Source organism: Bacillus sp. FSL R5-0416 (assembly GCF_037975425.1).
GTDB classification, from domain to species: domain Bacteria; phylum Bacillota; class Bacilli; order Bacillales; family Bacillaceae; genus Bacillus; species Bacillus subtilis.
The window spans coordinates 1,570,511-1,591,134 of sequence record NZ_CP150252.1 but is presented as its reverse complement, the minus strand read 5'-3'; the positions used below and the strand labels follow the sequence as shown (position 1 = coordinate 1,591,134).

The window sequence follows — 20,624 nt, the reverse complement described above, 5'->3', positions numbered from 1 at the left end:
AGTGATCCGAAATGAGTATAGCATGTTACCGAAAAAGCTCAAAAGACTTTGTTTGTATTTCGCTCCAATGCTTTGATGCTGCCATATAAAAACTCTAGGTGGACGGCATCAAGACCTTGAAGACTTGCTTCCTTCAATAAGTATCCGATAATGGCGTCAGCTTCCGTCTGCCGGCCTCCAATGACGTCAACCAGCATTGATGAACGATTCTCTTTCGTTTGTCCACAAACGGCCTGAACCTGCTCCCAAGCCTTTTCTTCATTTTCAAGTTTTAAAATGCGGCATGCCTCCTGAAATACCAGCTTCATAAAAGCCAGATAAGCTGGCGTTGTCAGCAGTTCTCCATTTTTCACCTGCAATAAAGCAGTTAAAGGATTAATACACGCATTTACAATCAGCTTGCCCGTCAGCAGACGGTACCAATCCGTCTCATAATAAATCGGAAAATCCGAATGGTTATGCTGAAACAAGATGTTCAGCCGGTCTGGTTCAGCATCGTCGAACGCGCTCCATTTTATCGCACCTAGGCCTGTATGATCAACAGCTGTATCCGATTTTCTTACAGCTCCGTGCTCAACGATTCCAACATAAATGGAGTGGCCAACGTGCCAGTCTTTTAGGTCGTGGATATGCCCCATGCCGTTTTGCAAAAATAATATATTCGTCTTCCCGATTCGTTCAAGCGACGAAAAAACAGATTGAAGCTGATGCTGCTTCACTGTCACGACAAGCAGGTCAAAGTCCGAATTGATACTCGTGTCCGCACTGCAATCAGCCCTGAATTCCTCCCCGCCTTTATAAAGCCGGATTCCTTCAGACTGAATGGCCGCAGCCTGTTCTTGCCGCCTCGTCACAACAGTCACGTCGTGATAAAGTGACAAATAATAGGCGCATAAAAGACCGACGGAGCCTCCGCCGATAATTCCAATTTTCATGATGTCACACCCAATTTAGCATTTACGTATTATCATAGCAGAAGTAAGAAGAAATTACTTCTCAAAGATCCCATGTGCTTAAAATTAAAGTTTAAATATTTGGATTTTTTAAATAAAGCGTTTACAATATATGTAGAAACAACAAAGGGGGAGATTTGTTTGACAAAGGTAGAACGTCTGCTTATCAACTATAAAACGCTGGAAGAATTCAAGAAATTCAAAGAATACGGCATTCAGGAGCTTTCAATGCTTGAAGAACTTCAGGATAATATTATTGAAAATGACAGCACCTCGCCTTTTTACGGGATTTATTTTGGCGATAAACTTGTAGCACGAATGAGTCTGTATCAAGTTAACGGCAAATCGAATCCCTATTTTGACAACCGCCAGGATTATTTGGAGCTGTGGAAGCTTGAGGTTCTTCCGGGCTACCAGAACAGGGGATACGGGAGAGCCTTGGTTGAATTTGCAAAATCATTCAAAATGCCGATCCGGACAAATCCGAGAATGAAATCAGCGGAATTTTGGAACAAAATGAACTTTAAAACTGTTAAGTATGATATGGCGCGGGACAAAGGGGAAAACCCGCTCATCTGGCATCCTGATATGGATCATGAAATGACACCGGGAGAGTCTGCATAGAAATAAAAACAACCGGCCTATTCTTACTATAGGGCCGGTTCATTTCAGGCGTTTCTTTACGTTTCTTGAGCCGCTTTTTTCATTCTTCCGTCTTCCTTCGAAACAACCATTTTTCTGGCCCGATCCATGATATCGATCAGTGCCTTGTAATCCTCTTCTGTCATCTCTAGCTGATTCCGCAATGTCTGATTTTCACTCCGCAAATCCTCAAGCTCTTTTTGCAGCGATTGGATTTGCTCCTTCAATTTTTCCCTTTCAAGCTGAAATTCTTGTGCAGACGGTGCTTCTTTGAATTGTTCGAGAAATTGAATGACATCCTGAATAGACAAATCTCGTTTTCCTTCTGACGATGCCGAGGCAGTCTGCTTCATGGAATTCGGCATATTGACCGAATGAACGCCGATTTGCTTTCTCAGTTCTTTCCTTTGCTTTTTTGCAAGCTCTATACCTGACTGGTATTGTTTTCTCACATACGAGTTCCACCTGAAACCACAGGCTGCCGCGGTTCTGGTCAGCGCCCTCCCAACCTCCTCAAAGGCTGAAAGCTGTGTTCCTCCCTCTCGAATATGACGAAGCACCACTTCTGCCAGCAGCAAATCCTCATCCTGAGTCCAAGCATCTTGTCTTGTAATGGTCAAATTCAATCTCCCTCCATGTCAGCTTATTTATCTCATACATATGCCGGTAATAGATTAGATAGACTATTTGCACTCACAAATTTTCCGCAAGCTGACAGGAAGAGAAAAAGAAAAAGCGCAGGGCTTTCACCCCGCGCTTTTCTTATTAGTTACTTTTTACATTTATGTCTTTGCCGTTGTATGATCCGCATGCTTTGCATACACGGTGAGACAACTTCATCTCTCCGCATGACGGACATTCTGTCATACCAGGTACATTAAGTTTGAAATGTGTACGGCGCAATCTTTTCTTCATTTTAGAAGTTCTTCTAAAAGGTACAGCCATTATTCCCACCTCCTTAAAGAGTTAAGATTCATCATCTTGTTTTAAGAGCTTTTCAAGGGCTGCAAGTCTCGGATCAACTTGATTCTTCTTGTCTTCTTCCGAAATGACTTGCCAATCCTTTCCTTCTTGAGGAGCAGCTCCTTTTTCTTGTTCAGATTCACAAAAGATTTGCATAGGGATTTCTAAAAGAATTTCTTCTTTCACGATCGGAGTTAAGTCGATAGTATCGTCCTCAACAATGTGAACGTCATCATCTTCTATATCATCCGTGTGATGAAATATAAACAGTTCTTTTGTTGAAATTTCAAATGGATACGGGACATCAACGAGTGTTCTTGAGCATGGCAAAATCATTTCGCCTGAAATTGTAAAATCAAACGAAACCTGTTTGGATTTGATATCCGCTCTGCCCTTCACCCGGACGGGAGAAATGCGGCGAATGTCAGAATTCAGCTTTGTCAGCTCATTTAACTCAACTGTTTCATCAAACTCAAAACTTTGTTTTGGCATTTGATGCAGCTGATAAATCGTCCATTTCATTTGTATCACCTCAGGAAAGCAACAAACATGATTATAGCTTTTAAGATTGTTTTTGTCAATATTTTTTCTTTACAGCATAATGCTGCCATTGAAGTATCGTTGACAGCGGAATATGCTATGCATACACTTAAAACAAAAATAAGGCGTAAGAGTTTTCATTTGCAAATGTACCATACGTTTTTAAACATAGCAAGAAAGGCGGAAAAAATATGAAAGCTGTCGGATTGGTGGTTGAATATAATCCCTTTCATAACGGTCACCTTTATCATGCCCAAACAGCAAAGCGGCAAACCGGATGTGACACGGCTGTCGCGGTCATGAGCGGGCATTTTTTACAGCGTGGGGAACCGGCTGTTGTGTCAAAATGGGCCCGAACAAAAATGGCGCTGCAAAGCGGAGTTGATCTTGTTATTGAGCTGCCTTATCTTTATGCCGTGCAAAAAGCAGACATTTTTGCACGCGGCAGTGTTTCCATCCTGAACGAACTTGAATGTGAGGCGCTGTTTTTCGGGAGTGAAAATGGGGATATCAAGCCGTTTTTAGAAACAGCACAGCTTATTGGTGAGCATAAACATATATTGAATGACCGAATTAAAGAAGAACTTAAAAAGGGGGCCAGTTACCCAGCAGCGGCGGCTAGCGCCTTCAGCTCCATTTTGCATACTGAAAGTGCACTTGACTTGTCAAAACCAAATAACATTTTGGGATACCAGTATGTGACCTCGATTCTAACCGGGGGATATCCTATGAAACCTTATACTACGGCACGCATCTCTTCGGACTATCATGATGCCGATCTCCCTGAAGGCGAAAACCACATCGCAAGCGCCACAAGCATCAGAAAAGCGATGACTGGCCAGAATCTCGAAGCCTGCCTTCGTTTTCTCCCTGCTGCCTCTGCACGTGAATTAGCAGCTTACCGCAAATCTTTCGGATTGTGGCATACACCTGAGAGCTACTTTTCTTACTTAAAATACAGCCTTTCAACTGTAACAGCACAGGAATTACAGCAAGTATACGAGGTGGAGGAAGGTTTAGAGCACAGAATTCTTCGTTCGATCAGAAAATCCAGCTCCTATCAGGAATTTATGGAACTGCTGAAAACAAAACGCTATACGTGGACAAGGCTCCAGCGGATGAATACACACATTTTAACCAGAACAAAAAAACAGGATATGCAAAAGCTGCTTGACAACGATAAGGCGCCGTATATCAGGCTTCTCGGCATGACGAAAAAAGGACAGGCTTATTTATCCGAAAAGAAAAAAGCACTGTCTGTTCCGCTTGTCAGCAAACTGTCCTCTTTCTCCCATCCAGCTCTCGATCTGGACGTAAAAGCAAGCAGGATTTACAGCCTGCCAATAGAAGAGCCGCTGAGAACTGAGTTTGACCTGCAGGAATACGGACATGCACCGATTCGATATGATGAAGATGAACAACACTTTTTAAATGTATAGAAAAAGCACCTGAGAATCAGGTGCTTTTCGCTTTCAGCTTATTCAAATAATCAATCGCATCCTGCATGGTATCAACAGGCACAATCTTCATATTTGAATCAATATCTTTTGCTGTTTTTACTGCGTTCTTATAATCGGAATTGCTGGCGCCGTTTTGATTTGGCGCGAAGAAAATGTCTTTTCCGGCTTTGTCTGCGGCGACGACTTTTTGATCAATGCCGCCGATCGGGCCTACTTTCCCATCAACATCAATGGTACCTGTTCCCGCAATATCGTAGCCTTTTGTTTCGTCTGGTTTTGTCAGCTGATTATAGATTTCAAGGGACATCATTAACCCTGCTGACGGGCCGCCAATATTTTCAATTTCAAAATCAATATCAGGCTCTACCTTCACGTTTCTGTCTGTATAAAGCGAAACTCCGATTCCTGCCCGATCCGGCTCATCAGGAAATTGTTTTAACGTAAGGGTGACACGCTTTTCTTTTTCTTCTCTTTCGATCTTTAACGTGACTTTATCTCCCGCTTTTTTGCTGCTGATATAATCAATCAGCTTTTCAGCAGACTGATAGTTTTTGCCGTCTGCGCTGATGATTTTATCACCGACTTCTATTTTCCCTTTTGCCGGCATGTTTTCTACAACTGAGCTTGCGTATATGCCGTTAAAGGAATAGCTGACTTTTTTTCCTGCCTTTTGATAGGCGGCTATAACCGCATTTTCTTGCGAGCTTTTCATCATTTGGAGCTGTCTTTTCATATACTCCTTATCTGACTCGCCTTGCTCCTTAATGCTCTCATCAGGAACAATTTCATAATAAGGGTGCATCTTTGCCCACACATATGTAAACGGATTAGCCGGTCCCACTTTAACAGTCATTAAGGACAGGCTTCCTTTTTCCGGGTAGCCTCCCTCCACTTTTATCAATGAAGCAAGCTCTGTCGCTTCTCCCGGTTTTGTAATATAGTATGGAAGTTTTATAAATGATAAAACGGCGATCAGTATGAGGATGACGAGCATCCAGCTAAAATGTTTTTTACGTAGCAAATTATGAGCCCTCCCAATTCTCTATTTCTTTTCTTATCTTGCTGATCATTCGATTTGTCGCCTCTTCGCCTGCCGATATCATTTCTTCAATATTGGCAAACGAGCTTGAGCTGTATGTTTCAAGGGAAGGGCGAATCATGATATCTGCGGCAATTGTTTGATGCCGCACTAATTCATTTTGCAGTATATCCATACTTTGCATAATCACATCAAAAATATGCACTGCTGTTTCAGTTTTTCGAACCCTGGAAACATCCGAAGCGATGATAATATCAGCTCCCATGTCTTTCACAACAGAAACCGGAATTCGATCGACGACCGCGCCGTCTACAAGAAGGCGTCCGTCCAGCCGCTGCGGAATAAAGATACCCGGGATGCTGATGCTGGCCCTCACTGCATCTGACACTGATCCTTTTCGGAACACAATCTTTTCTCCCGTCTGTAGATCACACGCAACAATGCCCAGCGGGATTTGGAGCTCTTCAATCGGTTTTCCGAATGTATAAGCATGCACAAGCTGTCTGACGCGGTCACCTTTTAAAAAACCGAGTTTCGGAACCGTATAATCAGCATAAAGCCTTCGTTTAAAGGCTTTGGCTACTTTTTTCATCGTTGCCACGTCATGTCCGGCGGCGTAAAAACTGCCCACCAAAGCGCCCATGCTGCTTCCTGCAATCATATCCACTTCAATTTGGTGCTTATGTAAACTGGAAAGCACACCGAGATGAGCAAGCCCTCTGGCCCCTCCCGATCCTAACGCTAACCCGATTTTAGGTTTGGCCAAAGCGTTAACCTCCTGCCTGAATTCCCTGTATACCGAATTCTATGGTCTAAACTGAACCCCTATGCTCGTATATTAGTACAAAGAATCAAGAGGACAGGTACTGCTTGGCCGTTTTACATCATACATTATTTTATCATGATATACATGTCATTGGGCATTTTTAGCATCGGGGAGGTAAGAATGAACTTGTCGAAGATTAATACACTTTTGATTGCCTCGTTTTTTCTTTTTTTAACAGCGACTGTCATCTCACATCCACAGGCCTCATTCGAAGCCTCTAAAACCGGGCTGTCTATGTGGTGGGAGGTTGTGTTTCCGTCATTGCTGCCATTTTTTATTCTGTCCGAACTCTTAATCGGCTTTGGCATTGTGCGATTTGTCGGTGTTTTGCTTGAGCCTTTTATGCGGCCGATCTTTCGCGTGCCGGGTGTCGGCGGCTTCGTTCTTGCTATGGGAATGGCATCAGGAAACCCAGCGGGAGCAAAACTCACTGCCCGTCTGCGGCAGGAAAATCAGATTTCAAGAGTAGAGGCAGAACGGCTCGCGTCGTTTACCAATTCTTCAAACCCGCTCTTTATTTTCGGCGCTGTTGCCGTCGGTTTCTTTCAAAACGCATCACTAGGCATTTTATTAGCTTCTGCACACTATTTAGGGAATCTGGCTGTCGGTTTAACAATGCGTTCCTATGGCCGCAAGGAAGAGCAGCATCTCAGAAGAAAGAAAACGATACCTTTCCCTTCAGTCAAAGATGCTTTACGCGCTCTTCATACCGCCAGACTTGCAGAAAAACGGCCCTTGGGTAAAATTTTAGGCGACGCCGTGACGTCTTCTGTTCAAACGCTTCTTATGGTAGGCGGCTTTATTATTTTATTTTCTGTCTTCAATCGGCTGTTGTCAGTGGTCCAGCTGACTGATGTTTTGTCTGTTTTCACAAAAGGAGCACTGACTTTGTTTCAGCTTCCGACTCAATTGGACATTCCGCTTTTATCAGGGATGTTTGAAATTACATTAGGCAGCAAGCTTGTCAGCGAGACAGATGTTTCTCTTCTGCAAAAAGCCATTATCGTCAGCTTTATTCTCGGGTTTAGCGGCTTTTCCGTACAAGCTCAGGTGGCAGGTATTTTATCGGAAACCGACATTCGATTTAAACCATTCTTTATCGCACGTTTGCTGCAGGGCGTTTATGCCGCTGTCTTCGTCATGCTTTTATGGAAACCTCTTTACACGGCATGGCATGATCCGTATCAGTATGTATTTAAATCTCTTAACAGCAGTGAAATGCCAACTGCCTTCATAAACGGCTGGAATCTGCTTGTGCAGATCGGACCTGCTGTCACACTATGCGCGCTGTTTACGTACATTATCATTTTTTCTTACAGACTGACAAACGGAACAAAAAAAGGATGAGTCAAAACCCTCATCCTTGTCTGAATTTTTGCTGAAGCGCCAGCTCTACTTCCGGCGGTACAAACTCTGATACCGAGCCGTTGTATCTCGCCACTTCTTTTACGATGCTTGAACTTAGAAACGAATATTGATTGTTTGTCATCATAAAAAACGTCTCAATAGATTCATCAAGCACCCGGTTTACTGATGTCCCCTGCATCTCGTATTCAAAATCGGATACAGCTCTCAAGCCTCTTAAAATCGCTTTCGCATTTTTTCTTTTTGCATAATCAATTAACAGGCCTTGCGATGTTTCAACTGTTATGTTCGGAATGTCTTTTGTCACTTCTCTCAGAAGCTCACACCGTTCTTCCACACTGAACAAAGGCTTTTTTGAAGAATTATTCAGCACACATACATACACTTGTTCAAAAATATGCGCCCCGCGTTTGATGATGTCCAGATGCCCGTAGGTCACCGGATCAAAACTGCCGGGACAGACAGCTATACTCGCCACCTCACTACCCCCTCTTTTTATAAATCGCCACACCTGTTAACCCATAGGTTTCTTTTCTTGTCATCACAAGATCTCCTACGGTTTCGGGAAGCTCGACCTCTCTGTCATGCTCAGCGACGATAAAGCCGTCTTCTTCCAGCATTTGATATTCGTCAATCATCGTTAAAAGCGCGTTCAGCTTTTGTTCCTTATACGGCGGATCGAGAAAAATTCCGCGAAAGCCGGTTTCTCTTTTAGCAGCAGCGTGCAAAGCACGTTCCGCATCATTGCGGTATACCTGTGCTTGTTTTGTAAGCTCCAGCGTTTTCAAATTAGATTTTACCGTTTGAATCGCTTTAAAATCACGGTCAACGAATATACAATGCTCAAACCCGCGTGAAAGCGCTTCGATTCCAAGTCCTCCGCTCCCTGCGAATAAGTCAAGTCCCATGCCCCCGTCAAAATAAGGGCCGATCATATTGAAAATGGATTCCTTCACTTTATCGGTTGTCGGTCTTGTTGATGTTCCGGGTACAGCCTTTAGTGAACGGCCTTTTTTTGATCCAGAAATTACTCTCATGTTCCACACCACTTTTTCTAAAAGCTATTTTGTTTCTTTATTCGGCCGGACGCCGCTACGTACATAGAAAAAAATCAATCCTATCTTAACATAAAGCATTCTTCCAAACAATGAACGCTAATCTTGATAAACAGGTGTATAAGCAGAATCATCCTTGTCCATACTATAAGCAACAGCATCTAGAGGATGTTGTTGCCAACCGCGGAGAAGACTTACGTTTCCCCATAAGTTCTTCCTCCGGTTTCTCCTCTCCCTTTGCCTTCTCCTTAACATATTAAGGAATAGAAGGACCCCGCAGATGCCTGCGGGGATTTTTTTATAGCTATATGCCGATTTTATAATCGTATTCTTTTGCCTTATCAAGCTTTGACTCGAATTCCAATTTTAAAAACGGTTTATAAGAAGGCTCCACTTTTTTCACAAATGAGTAAGACGCAATCTTGTCCATTGTTTTTTCAATTTGGTCCATATCACAGTACAGTACGACATATTTTAATCGTTTTGATACATAGTGCACATTCCCGAACTTCCTCAGCATTTTGCTCTGCTTTAGGGAGTGCAGATACACAACCATGCCCTGGCGCCTATTCTCCAATACAATCACCTGCCTGTTTTCTCTTATATGTAAAAGACGAGACGGCCAGTCTCGTCAGGACACTTTACATCCGCAGCTTCCGCCTGAACCGCAGCCGCCTCCGCATGAAGACAAACCGTCAAAATAAGGGTTCCCAGTCGGAACTTTCACATGCTCCGAAACAGCTGTCCCAATCTCAACGCTGACCTCATCAAGAATGGACTGGAGCTCATTTTCAGCTCTCTTGAAGTCAGCCACCTTGTCGTTCAGGTCCAGCTCACGTTTGATCTCCCTCATTTTCCGGGATATTTCTCTATAGTCAGGATGATATTTGCCAAAACGCTGTACATCCTCATACTGCTCTTTTATTTTGATAAAAGAACGAATAATCCGACCTGCCTCTTCATCTTCCTGGAGACGCTTGTAACAATTGCGGTAGTTCTCAGCCGTCTCCGACTGCAGAATCATCTCGGCAAGCTGCTGAGCTTCACTTTGAAGCCGCACGGATTCCATCGTCGCATACATAACATGCACCTCCAGTTGTTAGTTTACCATGAAACCAGCCAATTGGAAAATGCTTAACCGCAGCCGCCAACAAAACCTTATGACCGCATGAAAAAAGACCCTTTTTCAGGGTCTTTTAATCTTTTGTCCGCATCGCTTGAAACATTTGCATCATCATTTGCGCCATTTGAATCCCGTTCGTAAACTGATTCACCCGATGCGGAATGGTTTTTTCATAAAAATTCATCATTTCAAGCTGAAAGGAGGACAGATCATCCGGTTTTCTTGAAAGCCTGCGGTACCATATCGGCTGTTCTCTGATGAATCGTTTCCGTTCTTCGTTTGCTAAAATATATTCCTGAACCTCTTTGCGCATATGAGCTCCCCTTTTTTAATCCTTTCGAAAAGAAAAAGGATGCTGTCCAGAACCTGGCTGAGAATGCTTCTGTCCGCTTCCGGAAAATGTATTAAGAAGGCTTTGCAACGATGAGATCGACTGGCTCATTTTATTGATTTGTTCGTTCATTTGATTGACATCCATCTTTTTCACCGCTGTCACCATTTTCGAGACAAAATCATTTTTTTGCGGTGTTTCAGGCACAGCTTCAGCAGCTGCTTCCGGTTCCCGATACGGATCCCAAATCGGGTCGCTCTCCCCGAAGAGGACCCAATTTTCATATACGTCCTGCCAGCTTCTTTGTTCTTTGCGCACTTCTTTTATCAGCTTGGGATGCTTTTTGACGAATTGTTTAAAGTCATTGATTGAATGATTGGCATGTTGATTCGCCACAATCCTCACCCCCTCCGAAAATCGTTACCTACTACAATGTATCGTTTTGTCGGGCATTGTGTTCGCCTATATTCATTCCCAAATGAATTTTTACCGATATCCCTATATACACTGGTGAAAAAGCCTGACTGAAGGAATTGGAAACGGCCTTATCTGTAAGCTATCAGCACATTCATTCAGACCAGTTTGTATGGAAATAGAAAAAGCCGGGACCATTCGTCCGCGGCTTTCATTACCATCGTTTAATAAAATTTTGGGTGTAATATTTTCGGTCTACTCCGACTCCAAGATGCGTATAATCTGAATTCAGAAGCGCTTTTCGATGGCCTTCGCTATTCAGCCAGCCTTCTACAGCGGCCGGACCGTCCACATAATTGTATGCGATATTTTCTCCCGCTTGCTGAAAGTCAACATGCCCTTTTTCTAAGCGGTCTTTCAGCGTGCCGTATTTTTTGGAGACATGGGAGAAATAATTATTTTCTTTCATATCCTCACTATGTCCGAAGGCCACTTCCGCCGTCGGCTGATCCCACTCAAGCTTTGCAAGCCCATGTTTAACACGTATGACATTCGTCAAATCAAGGATTTGCTTTTCGCTCGTCGTTTGGATCTTTTTCCATTTCTCATCTGAAACGGCTTTCGGTTTAATTAATTCCCCGCGGTACACTACCTCATAAGGTCTTTGCTTTACAAAGGTTTGCGCATCAAACGCCCTGATGCTGGATAGCTTCCCCTCAAATTTGTCCATATACAGCTGGACATACATCTTTCCTACCTTTACAGTCGGTCTTGTATTGATATCTTCTTCAGAAAATTCAAACCGATAGGAATTTTCTTTATACTCTACATTCACAAATGGTGCCACCTGGGTGGTCTTGAATACATCGCCAGTTGATTCTCCAATTTTGAAAGGCTTGGCGTTAATATCATTACCCGACGCGAATAATGTGACCACTTTATTGTTTAATACCCCGATTTGGATATATTGATCCTTACCTTGATTGTATACCCACCAATCGTAATCATAAGCCGAAGGGTCAATACGTTCAGGTTCCCCAAGCTTTTTTGTTACTTCATCGGCGGGCTTGCCCATGAAGGACAATAACCCTGAAGTCGGCATATGTATTCGTTTGCCGCTTTGCGCTTCCTCATTCGACACCTGAGGCTCGCTGTCATTTGATTTCTTTTCAGGAACAGATCCATATTGAATAAACAGAACATAAGTTCCGCAGATAATCAAAAGGATAACCATTGCTCTCAATATATTTTTCAATCTATCACCCCCGTGGCGATTCACAATCTCTTGTTTACATCCCATTACAATACAGCCTATTTAACATGTCAAAGATTTATGTGTTAATGAAAAAAGCCTTCTTCTCTATTATCACCTTCGGAAATATCCGATAAGGCGCTGCCGGCACGTTCATTCGTTTGCTCAGATAAAGAAAGATCACCAAGCGTGACAATTCCAGTCAGTTTTTTATTTTTTGTAACTGGTATCCTTCTGAGCTGATGCGATGCCATCAAATGAAGAACCTCATCGACTGAAGCATCTTCCTCCACACTGACAGGTTTTTCAGTCATCGCGTCAGTGATTTTTTGCGAGTTCGGTTTTTTGATGGCGATTCCTCTTAATACGAGATCGCGGTCGGTTACGATGCCGACCAATGTTTCCCCGTCCTCATCAACTACCGGAATCGCTCCTACATTTGCGTCCTTCATCTTTACTGCAGCTTCATATACATTATCTAATACCGTGCAATATTGCAAGTCGGCTGTCATCAGATCTTTTATTTTTGTCATCCGTTTAACCTCCTTTAGTTTAGTGCTATTGTCGTCAAAATTTAATTTTTGCATACTTTCAAAAGAAGAAGATTCATTGAAAGTTTAACGCTTTCATACTATGATTGTCAGGAAAGGTAATTTTTATAAGGAGGGGTCAGTGTTGAAGTTTACTGAAAGCGGACTTGAAGGGGTTAAGGCTGAGCTCAGCTGGCTAGACGACTTAATGGAAAGCAAAGGTCTTATCAGAGCGGGTCAATGGGATTACGAGAGAGTCACCTATGACAAGAAGTTTTCGACGATTGAGGGTACGTTTTACTTGCGGATACAAGGTATTGCGGCAGAAGGCGATGTCGGAAGCGGGCGCGCCGTGATTCAATTAATGTCCCCTCTCCTAGGAAAGCATTACTACCCTCATGGAGTAGAATATGGAGAAACGGAAGAGTTTCCCGTACAGGTTGTGACAAAAAGCAAGGCACTGATTCAGGACATAGCCAACATGTTAAAAACAGTTCAAATGTAACGAAAAGGTACAGCATATTTCGCTGTACCTTTTATGATATCGTCTGCTGAATATACGGCGGCTCCTCCTGCCCGTCCTTTTCCCTTTCTTTCTTCACCCATTGGAAAAAAATAATGGCCAAAAAAGTACCGTACACAATTTCCTGAATGATTTTCATCATGACTGCTCCGAGCTGCTGATCCTCTAACAAAGGCAGTGTATTCAACATCTCTGGCCCTGTTAATGGGACCTGCCCCATCATATCCGCTGGCACGCAAAGCCTCATTGCCTCAGCCCATAAAGCCGGATCTGTATAGGTGGCGTATAACGGTGCACCGCTGAACATGATCAAGGCGCAAGCAGGTGTGAGCAGCATACCGTCCGCCATAATATAACCCAGCTTCATCAAGCCGCTGAGCTGCCGTAGACGCTCAACCTTATGAACAAGCGGCCACCACATGAAGAACGCAAGCACAAAGATAAGCCAAGTGATTAATGTATGGTAAAACGGATCCGTTTTGACAGTATCAAATATAAGCGGTACATGATATAAAGAAAAAATGCCGTTAAACAAAAGCAAAGCAATTAAAGGCGTCGTAAAAAAGGAAAAAAACGGTTTGATTGAAGGCCTGAAAATGATTTTTTCCCAGAGCCATGCAGGAATTCCCGCGATTAACAGCGGCGGGACAACCAAATACAGGACGGCCATCTGCACCATATGTGCGCTGAACATAATATGTCCGAGCAGATCAACCGGGCTTCCCTCGGCTGCATATAAAAACAGCATCGCCGACAGAAAGCATACCATCTCTTTACCAGTTATTCGATTTGGCTTTGAAGACATTCGCCTGTAAAAATAGAGATAAAGCGCCGTAATGCCTAACAGGATACAAAAAAGATAAGGGCTCCACATCGCGCGAAACCCAAATATCTCCAACTGATTCATTTCTTCACCTCCGGCGGCTGTTCAAATTACCACCATATAATTGTCACAAACGCAAGCACAGTGATAAACGCGACAAACACCCCTGAATACAAAAACAGTGCCGGCGCCTCATGCCCTTTCTGATTCATATGCATGAAATAATACAGCTGAAAGATGACTTGAATTGCAGCTAGCAAAATAATGAAAGGAATCGTAAACCAGCTGCCGACACCGTCCGTGGCCACAGTCAGAAATGCAACAATCGTAAGACCGATCATTAAACCAAAAGACAGGACTTGATATTTCATCTCTCGGGCATGCTTTTTTTTCTTAAATTCAAGGTCGCTATTGATATGCCCTCTGCTTTTTTTATCGACCATGTTTATCCCACCATCCCCATTAAATATACAACGGTAAAGATGAAGACCCACACGACATCAATAAAGTGCCAATAAAGGCTGGCAACGTAAAACTTAGGCGCCGTATACAGATTCAGCCCTCTCTTGGCATTGCGGATCATAAGCGTGCTGATCCACATAAGCCCAAATGCCACGTGGGCGCCGTGTGTACCGACAAGCGTGTAAAACGCAGAACCAAGGGCAGAGCTTGTGATGGTAAAGCCAAATTCATGGGTGTAATGCTTGAACTCATAGATTTCCAGTCCTAAAAAGCCCGCCCCCAATAAAATCGTAATTCCCAGCCAAAGCTGCATCTTGCCGAAGGAAAAGTTCTTCATGTGGTACATCGCGTACACACTCGTTAAACTGCTCGTTAATAGAAGCATTGTGGCAATGAATACAAGTGTCACATCGAACATTTCCGTCGTAGGCGGATCACCGGCATTTGAATTCCGAAGCGCAAGAAACGTGGCGAAGAGAGACGCAAACAGAACAGTCTCTCCGCCAAGAAAAAGCCAAAAGCCTAAAAATTTATTTTTCCCTTCCAGGGTTACTTTTTCAGGAGAAGCCGGAAAGGTTTCTGCGGTGAATTTTTCTTGAACTTGCATTATGCCTTCACCCCTTTATCATCGTTCGGCAGTTCCTCTTTATGAATATGATAGCCGTGATCATCAATTACTGAACGAAGCAGCATCGTAATAAATGTGATGCCGAGCCCGATAAAGATCACCGGCAGGCCCCAAGCGTAATCACTTCTGTACAGCAGCCCGAACGCTGCGACAAAAAGGCCGAAGGAAATGACGAGCGGCAGGATTGAGCCGTTTGGCATATGAATATCATCAACCGGTTCCGCCGGCGTCATTGATTCGTGCCCTGCCTGCTTCTCAATCCAAAACGGATCAAGTCCTCTGACAAAAGGAAGCTGTTTAAAGTTATACTCCGGCGGCGGTGAAGAAACGGTCCATTCCAGCGTACGTCCGTCATGCCATGGATCAGCACCTACATATTCACCTTTTACCGATGTCCATATGACATTGACCAGCAGAAGAATAACAGCTGCCGCCATAAAAAACGCCCCGATTGTACTGATCAAGTTGCCGGTTTCCAGACCCTGTCCTGGCAAAAACGTATAAACCCGGCGCGGCATCCCCATTAAGCCGACAAAATGCTGAATGAAAAACGTGAGGTGAAAGCCGATAAAAAACAATACAAATGAAATTTTCCCCATCGTTTCATGCAGAATTTTACCGAACATTTTCGGCCACCAGAAATGAACACCGGCTAAAAGGCCGAATACAACGCCGCCAATAATGACGTAGTGGAAGTGCGCAACCACAAAATACGTATCATGGAACTGATAATCAGCCGCAGCAGCTGCCAGCATGACTCCCGTCACACCGCCGAGCACAAAGGATGGAATAAATGAGACAGCATACAGCATAGCGGTTGTATACTTCACATTTCCTCCCCAAATCGTCAACAGCCAGTTAAAAATCTTAATCCCGGTCGGAATCGCGATAGCCATTGTTGCAACCGCAAAAATGGCATTTGCAATCGGGCCGAGACCAGTCGTGAACATGTGGTGCACCCAAACCATAAAGCCCAGAAAGCCGATGAGCACGATTGCAAAAACCATTGAAGAATAGCCAAACAAACGCTTTCTGGCGAACACAGGGATGACCTCAGAAAAAATACCGAATGCAGGCAAAATTAGGATATAAACCTCCGGGTGGCCGAAGATCCAAAATAAATGTTCCCAAATGACCGTATTTCCGCCAAGCTCCGGATTAAAGAAATTGGTTCCGAACAGTCGATCCAGCATCATGAGAGCCAATCCAACCGTAAGCGGCGGAAACGCGAACAAAATCAATGCCGAGGCCACAAATGTCGTCCATGTAAACAAAGGCAGCCTCATATACGTCATGCCCGGAGCCCTCATGTTGATAATCGTGGCCAAAAAGTTAATCCCGGCTATCAGCGTCCCGAGCCCCGATATTTGGAGTCCGAGGACGAAAAAGTCTATGCCGTGCCCTTTAGAATGAAGCGAAAGTGAGGCATATGACGTCCAGCCCGCATCTGGCGCTCCGCCCAAAAACCAGCTTAGATTTAAGAAAATGCCCCCGAAAAAGAAGAGCCAAAAACCAAGCGCGTTTAAAAATGGAAACGAAACGTCCCGAGCCCCGATCTGCAAAGGCACAACCGCATTCATCAAGGCAAATAAGAGCGGCATCGCAGCCAGAAAGATCATCGTCGTTCCGTGCATAGTCATTACTTCATTGTACGCTTGAGCACTGAGAAACGCATTTTCCGGCTTTGCAAGCTGAATTCTGATAAACATCGCTTCAATTCCCCCGACAAGAAAGAAGAATCCCCCTGCCACTAAATAAAGAATCGCGATTTTTTTATGGTCCACCGTCGTCAAATAATCCCAAAGCATAGATCCGCGCGTCCGCTTTTCTGTAAGCGCATTCAACATATGTGACCTCCCCCAATATCTCCCTTTCTTCCCTACTTGCTTTCCGCTTTTAAGCCTTTTAAGTATTCATAAAGCGCATCTGTTTCGCTGTCTGAGAGCTTTGGATATGTGCCTGTCATTTTGTTCCCCGGCTTTATGCTGTCAGGGTCCTTCAGCCAAGCCTTCACATTTTCTTTGTTGGCCTCTTTCACCCCTGCCACTTTTGTCCTTTCACCGAAGGTCGCCAAGTTGGGTGCCGTTCTAGCGGCTTCTGCACGCTTATCATTCGGCTCTACCGCATGGCAGCTCAGGCAGTTTTTCTCTTTAAACAGTTCTTCACCCTGCTTAGCCAAATCGCTCTCTGCTGTAGATTTATAGTTTTTCATTTCTTTTGTCCAGCCCTGAAATTCCTTTGCAGACATTGTCTTCACCTTAAAATCCATCAGCGCATGTGAAGGGCCGCAAAGCTCCGCACACTTCCCAAAAAACATATCTCCTGCCTCTTTGCTTCGTTTTGAATCAAATGTCAGGAAGAACTTATTTTCATTATCCGTATTCGTATCAAGTTTTCCTCCAACTGAAGGAATCCAGAAGGAATGTTTTACATCAGAGGCTTTTAAATTAAAATATACACGCTGATCTGTTGGTACAATCAGCTCCTGGCTTGTGATAATGCCGTAATCAGGGTACTCAAACTCCCACCAGTATAAATTTGCCCTAACATTGACTACAAGAGCATCCTCAGCTTTGCGGCCTTTTTTATCCATTGGTGATGTGTCCGCTAGCTCCAGCGTATATAATACAACAGGAATCACAAGAATAATGAGCAGCAAAATCGGGATCACGGTCCATGTGATTTCTAAAAATTTATTCCCCTCTACCTGTTTCGGTATCGTGTTCTCACCGACCCGTGATCTTCTGAATCTCACAATCACATAAAAGAAGATAACAGATACTACTGCAACAACAACCACCATAATCAATGTGCTGAGCACTGTCAGGTCATACTGTTTATCAGCCACCTCGCCAGCAGGCTTGAGCGTGGATAAAAAAGGTTTTCCACATCCGCTTAATAGAAGCGGCACTAAGGCTAATAATAAAATAAGACGCCAATGCTTTACCATTTCACCCAACCCCTTTTCTGGTCAATACAAAGGCGGAAAGCGGATCGAAATCTATCGCCATCCAACCTATCACCAATAAAGCACTTACATTTCCTCTTCTCTTAAATTATGAGTTTTTTTACTCAAAATGCCATCTATGTATAAAAGTAAAGCCGCCTGATTAAACAAGAGGTCAAGGCGGCATTTACTAGTTGTCATCGTTTATTTTGAAGCGATAAAACAAGCATCATATCTATTTTTTAGAAAAGCGTCAAGACAACCATGGCAACGAAATAGATTGTCATGTAGTTAAGCGAGTAAACGAACATCTGCGTTGCCCACTTCATGATATTCTTGGAGCGGAATCCCATTAAGCCAAGAATCAGCCAGCCGATATTTAACAGCAAGCCGAGAATGACAATCGGAAGACCCAGGCTACCAAGGAAAAACGGAAGCGGCATCAGGCACGCAACCCACACAATAATTTGTCTTTTTGTCACTTCAAAACCATATACGACAGGAAGCATCGGAATATTTGCAGCTCTGTAATCCTCAGTTTTCTTGATAGCCAATGCTAAGAAGTGAGGAATCTGCCAAATAAATAAAATCATGAATAACACCCATGCTACGACACCGATATTCCCTTCCACTGCCGTCCATCCAATAAGCGGCGGCACTGCACCGGAAACGCTTCCTACTACTGTGTTAATCGTATAGCGGCGTTTCGTCCACATTGTGTACAATACAACATACGTAAAGACTCCGATAAAACCGATAACAGCAGCCATGACAGTTGTCATCAGCAGCATGATCAATCCTAAAGCAACCAGCAAAATTCCAGACCATAACGCCTGACTCGGCTGAATTTTACCCGTAACCGTCGGTCTTACTTTCGTACGCTCCATAAGATGGTCAATGTCCCGGTCATACCAGTTATTGATCGCACAGGAGCCCGCAATAATCAGTGAAGACCCGATTAACGTAAGAAGAACGGTGTTTATATTGCCTAAAAAACTTAAACCGGAAATATGCAGTGCAAGCCACATTCCAGTGAAAGTCGTGATGAGGTTAGAATTGACGATCCCTATTTTAATAAGGGACAGAAAATCTTTCCATGCCGTTGTTTCTTCAATTTGTCCGTCTATAGCTGTATCATTTAAGATTCTGGAGTTAGCCATAACGTAAACCTCCCTTACAAACCTAACGCAGGAGAATAAAATAACCTGCAACTCTATCATACAAGATAACATCTTGTAAAAAAACATCCTATTAAATATTAAACGACAAACAGGAATTTATTTGTGAACTTTTTATGAATTTTACCAAAGATGAAGGCAATCTCCAAATCGGCATTGCGTTTACCTTATTTCTATCAGACCCGGCATGAATAATCAAGTGTACATTTTCCAGAAGCCGTCATTCTATTATATTTTTGTGAACAAAAGGCTCTGGGAATTGCCACAAAACACATATTCGCTTACACTTGGAACGTATATAAAATTGCAGCAGTATGTTGAGAAGGTGAATATTGTATGAATAAAGCATTAAAAGCTCTCGGTGTTCTGACGACATTTGTCATGCTAATTGTTTTAATCGGGGGTGCCCTCGTTACAAAAACAGGTTCCGGCCAAGGATGCGGCAGACAGTGGCCGCTGTGTCACGGCCGTTTTTTCCCTGAACTGAATCCGGCTTCAATTATTGAATGGAGCCACCGATTCGCAAGCGGAATCTCTATTGTCCTTGTGCTAAGCCTTGCGTTTTGGTCATGGAGAAAAATCACGCCGATTTTCCGTGAAACAACGTTTCTCGCGATCATGTCAATTATCTTTTTATTTCTTCAGGCATTGCTTGGCGCATTGGCTGTCGTATTCGGTTCGAACGCGCTGATTATGGCGCTTCACTTCGGCATATCATTAATTTCTTTTGCTTCAGTGCTTATTTTGACATTGCTCATATTTGAAGCTGATAAATCAGTCAGAACACTGGTTAAGCCGCTTCAAATCGGCAAAAAGATGCAATTTCACATGATAGGAATTTTGATATATTCCTATATCGTTGTGTATACAGGCGCATATGTAAGACACACTGAATCAAGTCTGGCATGTCCTGATGTGCCGCTGTGCAGCCCGCTGAACAATGGACTTCCGACCCAATTCCATGAATGGGTGCAAATGGGCCACAGAGCAGCAGCCTTACTGTTATTTGTATGGATTATTGTTGCCGCTGTTCATGCTATTATCTCCTATAAAGATCAAAAACAGATCTTTTGGGGATGGATCTCATGTCTTATTTTCATTACATTACAGGCACTGTCCGGGATTATGATCGTATACTCTGAACTGGCTCTGGGCTTTGCACTTGCCCACTCGTTCTTTATTGCCTGTCTGTTTGGCGTTCTATGCTACTTCTTATTATTGATTGCTCGTTTCCGTTACGAATCCAGGCAATCATAAGGACTCAAGACCAAAGCCTTAGGCGGCTTTGGTCTTTTTTCATGTCTTGTTTTGGCGCTTTATTGTTTCAATGGCCAGCCTTCGCTGAACTTGATGATCAGTGAGCGGCTCACTTAAGGCTGTCTCCTTTCTCATCGTGATTATAGAAATTTCATATGCATCTATAGCCCGCGAACATAAGTATTAATCATTTTGGCCATTGGAAAATCAGTTAGTGCTTATAGAAATATGCATGGACTACTACAAAGCATCTAAAAAATTGGTGGTATATAAGCCTCTTTTTATTTTGGGCTTGTGACAGTACTCTATAATC

At 43.4% G+C, this 20,624-nt stretch carries 26 protein-coding genes; 6 read left to right on the top strand and 20 right to left on the bottom strand.

Annotation, left to right across the window (positions count from 1 at the left end):
• Positions 1 to 38: 38 nt before the first annotated feature.
• Positions 39 to 935, bottom strand: coding sequence for a 2-dehydropantoate 2-reductase (locus NYE20_RS08520; RefSeq protein ID WP_077670707.1), 897 nt, complete (start codon positions 933 to 935; stop codon positions 39 to 41).
• 159 nt (positions 936 to 1,094) lie between these two features.
• On the opposite strand from NYE20_RS08520, the gene NYE20_RS08515 reads away from it, so the two are divergent.
• Positions 1,095 to 1,577 carry an N-acetyltransferase gene (locus NYE20_RS08515; protein ID WP_014476736.1) on the top strand — a complete coding sequence of 161 codons (483 nt, stop codon included), beginning with the start codon at positions 1,095 to 1,097 and terminating at the stop codon, positions 1,575 to 1,577.
• Positions 1,578 to 1,633: 56 nt separating this feature from the next.
• On the opposite strand, the gene gerR is transcribed toward NYE20_RS08515, so the two are convergent.
• The 3 genes from gerR to NYE20_RS08500 all read right to left on the bottom strand — a co-directional run bounded on the left by gerR (position 1,634) and on the right by NYE20_RS08500 (position 3,080).
• Positions 1,634 to 2,215 (bottom strand): sporulation specific transcriptional regulator GerR, encoded by a 582-nt coding sequence (gene gerR, locus NYE20_RS08510; protein WP_015383592.1) that lies wholly within the window; start codon positions 2,213 to 2,215, stop codon positions 1,634 to 1,636.
• Positions 2,216 to 2,360: 145 nt separating this feature from the next.
• The gene (rpmF, locus tag NYE20_RS08505) at positions 2,361 to 2,540 is read right to left on the bottom strand and encodes a 50S ribosomal protein L32 (protein WP_003154457.1); all 180 of its coding nucleotides are present in this window, start codon (positions 2,538 to 2,540) and stop codon (positions 2,361 to 2,363) included.
• A gap of 21 nt (positions 2,541 to 2,561) precedes the next feature.
• Positions 2,562 to 3,080, bottom strand: coding sequence for a DUF177 domain-containing protein (locus NYE20_RS08500; RefSeq protein ID WP_014479718.1), 519 nt, complete (start codon positions 3,078 to 3,080; stop codon positions 2,562 to 2,564).
• Positions 3,081 to 3,107: 27 nt separating this feature from the next.
• Between NYE20_RS08500 and NYE20_RS08495 the strand changes: the two genes are divergently transcribed.
• Together NYE20_RS08495 and NYE20_RS08490 are read left to right on the top strand one after the other, a co-directional pair.
• Positions 3,108 to 3,293 (top strand): hypothetical protein, encoded by a 186-nt coding sequence (locus NYE20_RS08495; protein WP_003232215.1) that lies wholly within the window; start codon positions 3,108 to 3,110, stop codon positions 3,291 to 3,293.
• The gene (locus NYE20_RS08490; protein ID WP_064671352.1) at positions 3,290 to 4,537 is read left to right on the top strand and encodes a nucleotidyltransferase; all 1,248 of its coding nucleotides are present in this window, start codon (positions 3,290 to 3,292) and stop codon (positions 4,535 to 4,537) included. The genes NYE20_RS08495 and NYE20_RS08490 overlap by 4 nt, the downstream gene beginning before the upstream one ends.
• A 16-nt stretch (positions 4,538 to 4,553) precedes the next feature.
• Here NYE20_RS08490 and ddcP read toward each other — a convergent pair whose 3' ends face one another.
• Together ddcP and NYE20_RS08480 are read right to left on the bottom strand one after the other, a co-directional pair.
• Positions 4,554 to 5,579, bottom strand: coding sequence for a protease DdcP (ddcP, locus tag NYE20_RS08485; RefSeq protein ID WP_161621558.1), 1,026 nt, complete (start codon positions 5,577 to 5,579; stop codon positions 4,554 to 4,556).
• A 1-nt stretch (position 5,580) separates the two neighbouring features.
• A complete protein-coding gene (locus tag NYE20_RS08480; protein ID WP_003232221.1) occupies positions 5,581 to 6,363 on the bottom strand; it encodes a patatin family protein in 783 nt (260 codons plus the stop codon).
• 180 nt (positions 6,364 to 6,543) lie between these two features.
• On the opposite strand from NYE20_RS08480, the gene spoVV reads away from it, so the two are divergent.
• Positions 6,544 to 7,770, top strand: coding sequence for a dipicolinic acid transporter SpoVV (gene spoVV / locus NYE20_RS08475; protein WP_128737828.1), 1,227 nt, complete (start codon positions 6,544 to 6,546; stop codon positions 7,768 to 7,770).
• A 10-nt stretch (positions 7,771 to 7,780) separates the two neighbouring features.
• Here spoVV and coaD read toward each other — a convergent pair whose 3' ends face one another.
• The 8 genes from coaD to NYE20_RS08435 all read right to left on the bottom strand — a co-directional run bounded on the left by coaD (position 7,781) and on the right by NYE20_RS08435 (position 12,496).
• Complete coding sequence (gene coaD / locus NYE20_RS08470) at positions 7,781 to 8,266, bottom strand: pantetheine-phosphate adenylyltransferase (RefSeq protein WP_003245283.1); 486 nt, start codon at positions 8,264 to 8,266, stop codon at positions 7,781 to 7,783.
• 4 nt (positions 8,267 to 8,270) lie between these two features.
• Positions 8,271 to 8,825 carry a 16S rRNA (guanine(966)-N(2))-methyltransferase RsmD gene (gene rsmD, locus NYE20_RS08465; RefSeq protein ID WP_070548911.1) on the bottom strand — a complete coding sequence of 185 codons (555 nt, stop codon included), beginning with the start codon at positions 8,823 to 8,825 and terminating at the stop codon, positions 8,271 to 8,273.
• A 322-nt stretch (positions 8,826 to 9,147) separates the two neighbouring features.
• Complete coding sequence (locus NYE20_RS08460; RefSeq protein WP_009967171.1) at positions 9,148 to 9,420, bottom strand: YlbG family protein; 273 nt, start codon at positions 9,418 to 9,420, stop codon at positions 9,148 to 9,150.
• 54 nt (positions 9,421 to 9,474) lie between these two features.
• On the bottom strand, positions 9,475 to 9,924 hold the full coding sequence (gene ricF, locus NYE20_RS08455; protein ID WP_003221370.1) for a regulatory iron-sulfur-containing complex subunit RicF: 450 nt from the start codon (positions 9,922 to 9,924) through the stop codon (positions 9,475 to 9,477).
• A gap of 115 nt (positions 9,925 to 10,039) precedes the next feature.
• Positions 10,040 to 10,279, bottom strand: a complete 240-nt coding sequence (locus NYE20_RS08450) for a YlbE-like family protein (protein ID WP_003232231.1) — start codon at positions 10,277 to 10,279, stop codon at positions 10,040 to 10,042.
• Between the two features lie 15 nt (positions 10,280 to 10,294).
• Complete coding sequence (locus NYE20_RS08445; RefSeq protein WP_032725642.1) at positions 10,295 to 10,693, bottom strand: YlbD family protein; 399 nt, start codon at positions 10,691 to 10,693, stop codon at positions 10,295 to 10,297.
• A 232-nt stretch (positions 10,694 to 10,925) separates the two neighbouring features.
• Positions 10,926 to 11,966 carry a CAP domain-containing protein gene (locus NYE20_RS08440; RefSeq protein WP_161621557.1) on the bottom strand — a complete coding sequence of 347 codons (1,041 nt, stop codon included), beginning with the start codon at positions 11,964 to 11,966 and terminating at the stop codon, positions 10,926 to 10,928.
• A gap of 83 nt (positions 11,967 to 12,049) precedes the next feature.
• Positions 12,050 to 12,496: a CBS domain-containing protein gene (locus tag NYE20_RS08435; protein WP_003221362.1), complete on the bottom strand. Its 447-nt coding sequence runs from the start codon at positions 12,494 to 12,496 to the stop codon at positions 12,050 to 12,052.
• A 139-nt stretch (positions 12,497 to 12,635) separates the two neighbouring features.
• On the opposite strand from NYE20_RS08435, the gene NYE20_RS08430 reads away from it, so the two are divergent.
• The gene (locus NYE20_RS08430) at positions 12,636 to 12,998 is read left to right on the top strand and encodes a YugN family protein (RefSeq protein ID WP_003232238.1); all 363 of its coding nucleotides are present in this window, start codon (positions 12,636 to 12,638) and stop codon (positions 12,996 to 12,998) included.
• A 31-nt stretch (positions 12,999 to 13,029) separates the two neighbouring features.
• On the opposite strand, the gene ctaG is transcribed toward NYE20_RS08430, so the two are convergent.
• From ctaG to cyoE, 6 genes are all read right to left on the bottom strand, one after another.
• On the bottom strand, positions 13,030 to 13,923 hold the full coding sequence (gene ctaG, locus NYE20_RS08425) for a cytochrome c oxidase assembly factor CtaG (protein ID WP_015715837.1): 894 nt from the start codon (positions 13,921 to 13,923) through the stop codon (positions 13,030 to 13,032).
• A 26-nt stretch (positions 13,924 to 13,949) separates the two neighbouring features.
• Positions 13,950 to 14,282 (bottom strand): cytochrome c oxidase subunit IVB, encoded by a 333-nt coding sequence (ctaF, locus tag NYE20_RS08420; RefSeq protein WP_003232242.1) that lies wholly within the window; start codon positions 14,280 to 14,282, stop codon positions 13,950 to 13,952.
• A gap of 2 nt (positions 14,283 to 14,284) precedes the next feature.
• Complete coding sequence (ctaE, locus tag NYE20_RS08415) at positions 14,285 to 14,908, bottom strand: cytochrome c oxidase subunit III (RefSeq protein WP_003232244.1); 624 nt, start codon at positions 14,906 to 14,908, stop codon at positions 14,285 to 14,287.
• On the bottom strand, positions 14,908 to 16,776 hold the full coding sequence (gene ctaD, locus NYE20_RS08410; RefSeq protein ID WP_021479350.1) for a cytochrome c oxidase subunit I: 1,869 nt from the start codon (positions 16,774 to 16,776) through the stop codon (positions 14,908 to 14,910). The genes ctaE and ctaD overlap by 1 nt, the downstream gene beginning before the upstream one ends.
• A 32-nt stretch (positions 16,777 to 16,808) precedes the next feature.
• Positions 16,809 to 17,879, bottom strand: coding sequence for a cytochrome c oxidase subunit II (coxB, locus tag NYE20_RS08405; protein ID WP_014663859.1), 1,071 nt, complete (start codon positions 17,877 to 17,879; stop codon positions 16,809 to 16,811).
• 239 nt (positions 17,880 to 18,118) lie between these two features.
• Positions 18,119 to 19,036, bottom strand: a complete 918-nt coding sequence (cyoE, locus tag NYE20_RS08400; protein ID WP_003232250.1) for a heme o synthase — start codon at positions 19,034 to 19,036, stop codon at positions 18,119 to 18,121.
• Positions 19,037 to 19,390: 354 nt separating this feature from the next.
• Here cyoE and ctaA point away from each other — a divergent pair, with 354 nt between their 5' ends.
• Complete coding sequence (gene ctaA, locus NYE20_RS08395) at positions 19,391 to 20,311, top strand: heme A synthase CtaA (protein ID WP_021479351.1); 921 nt, start codon at positions 19,391 to 19,393, stop codon at positions 20,309 to 20,311.
• Positions 20,312 to 20,624 lie beyond the last annotated feature (313 nt).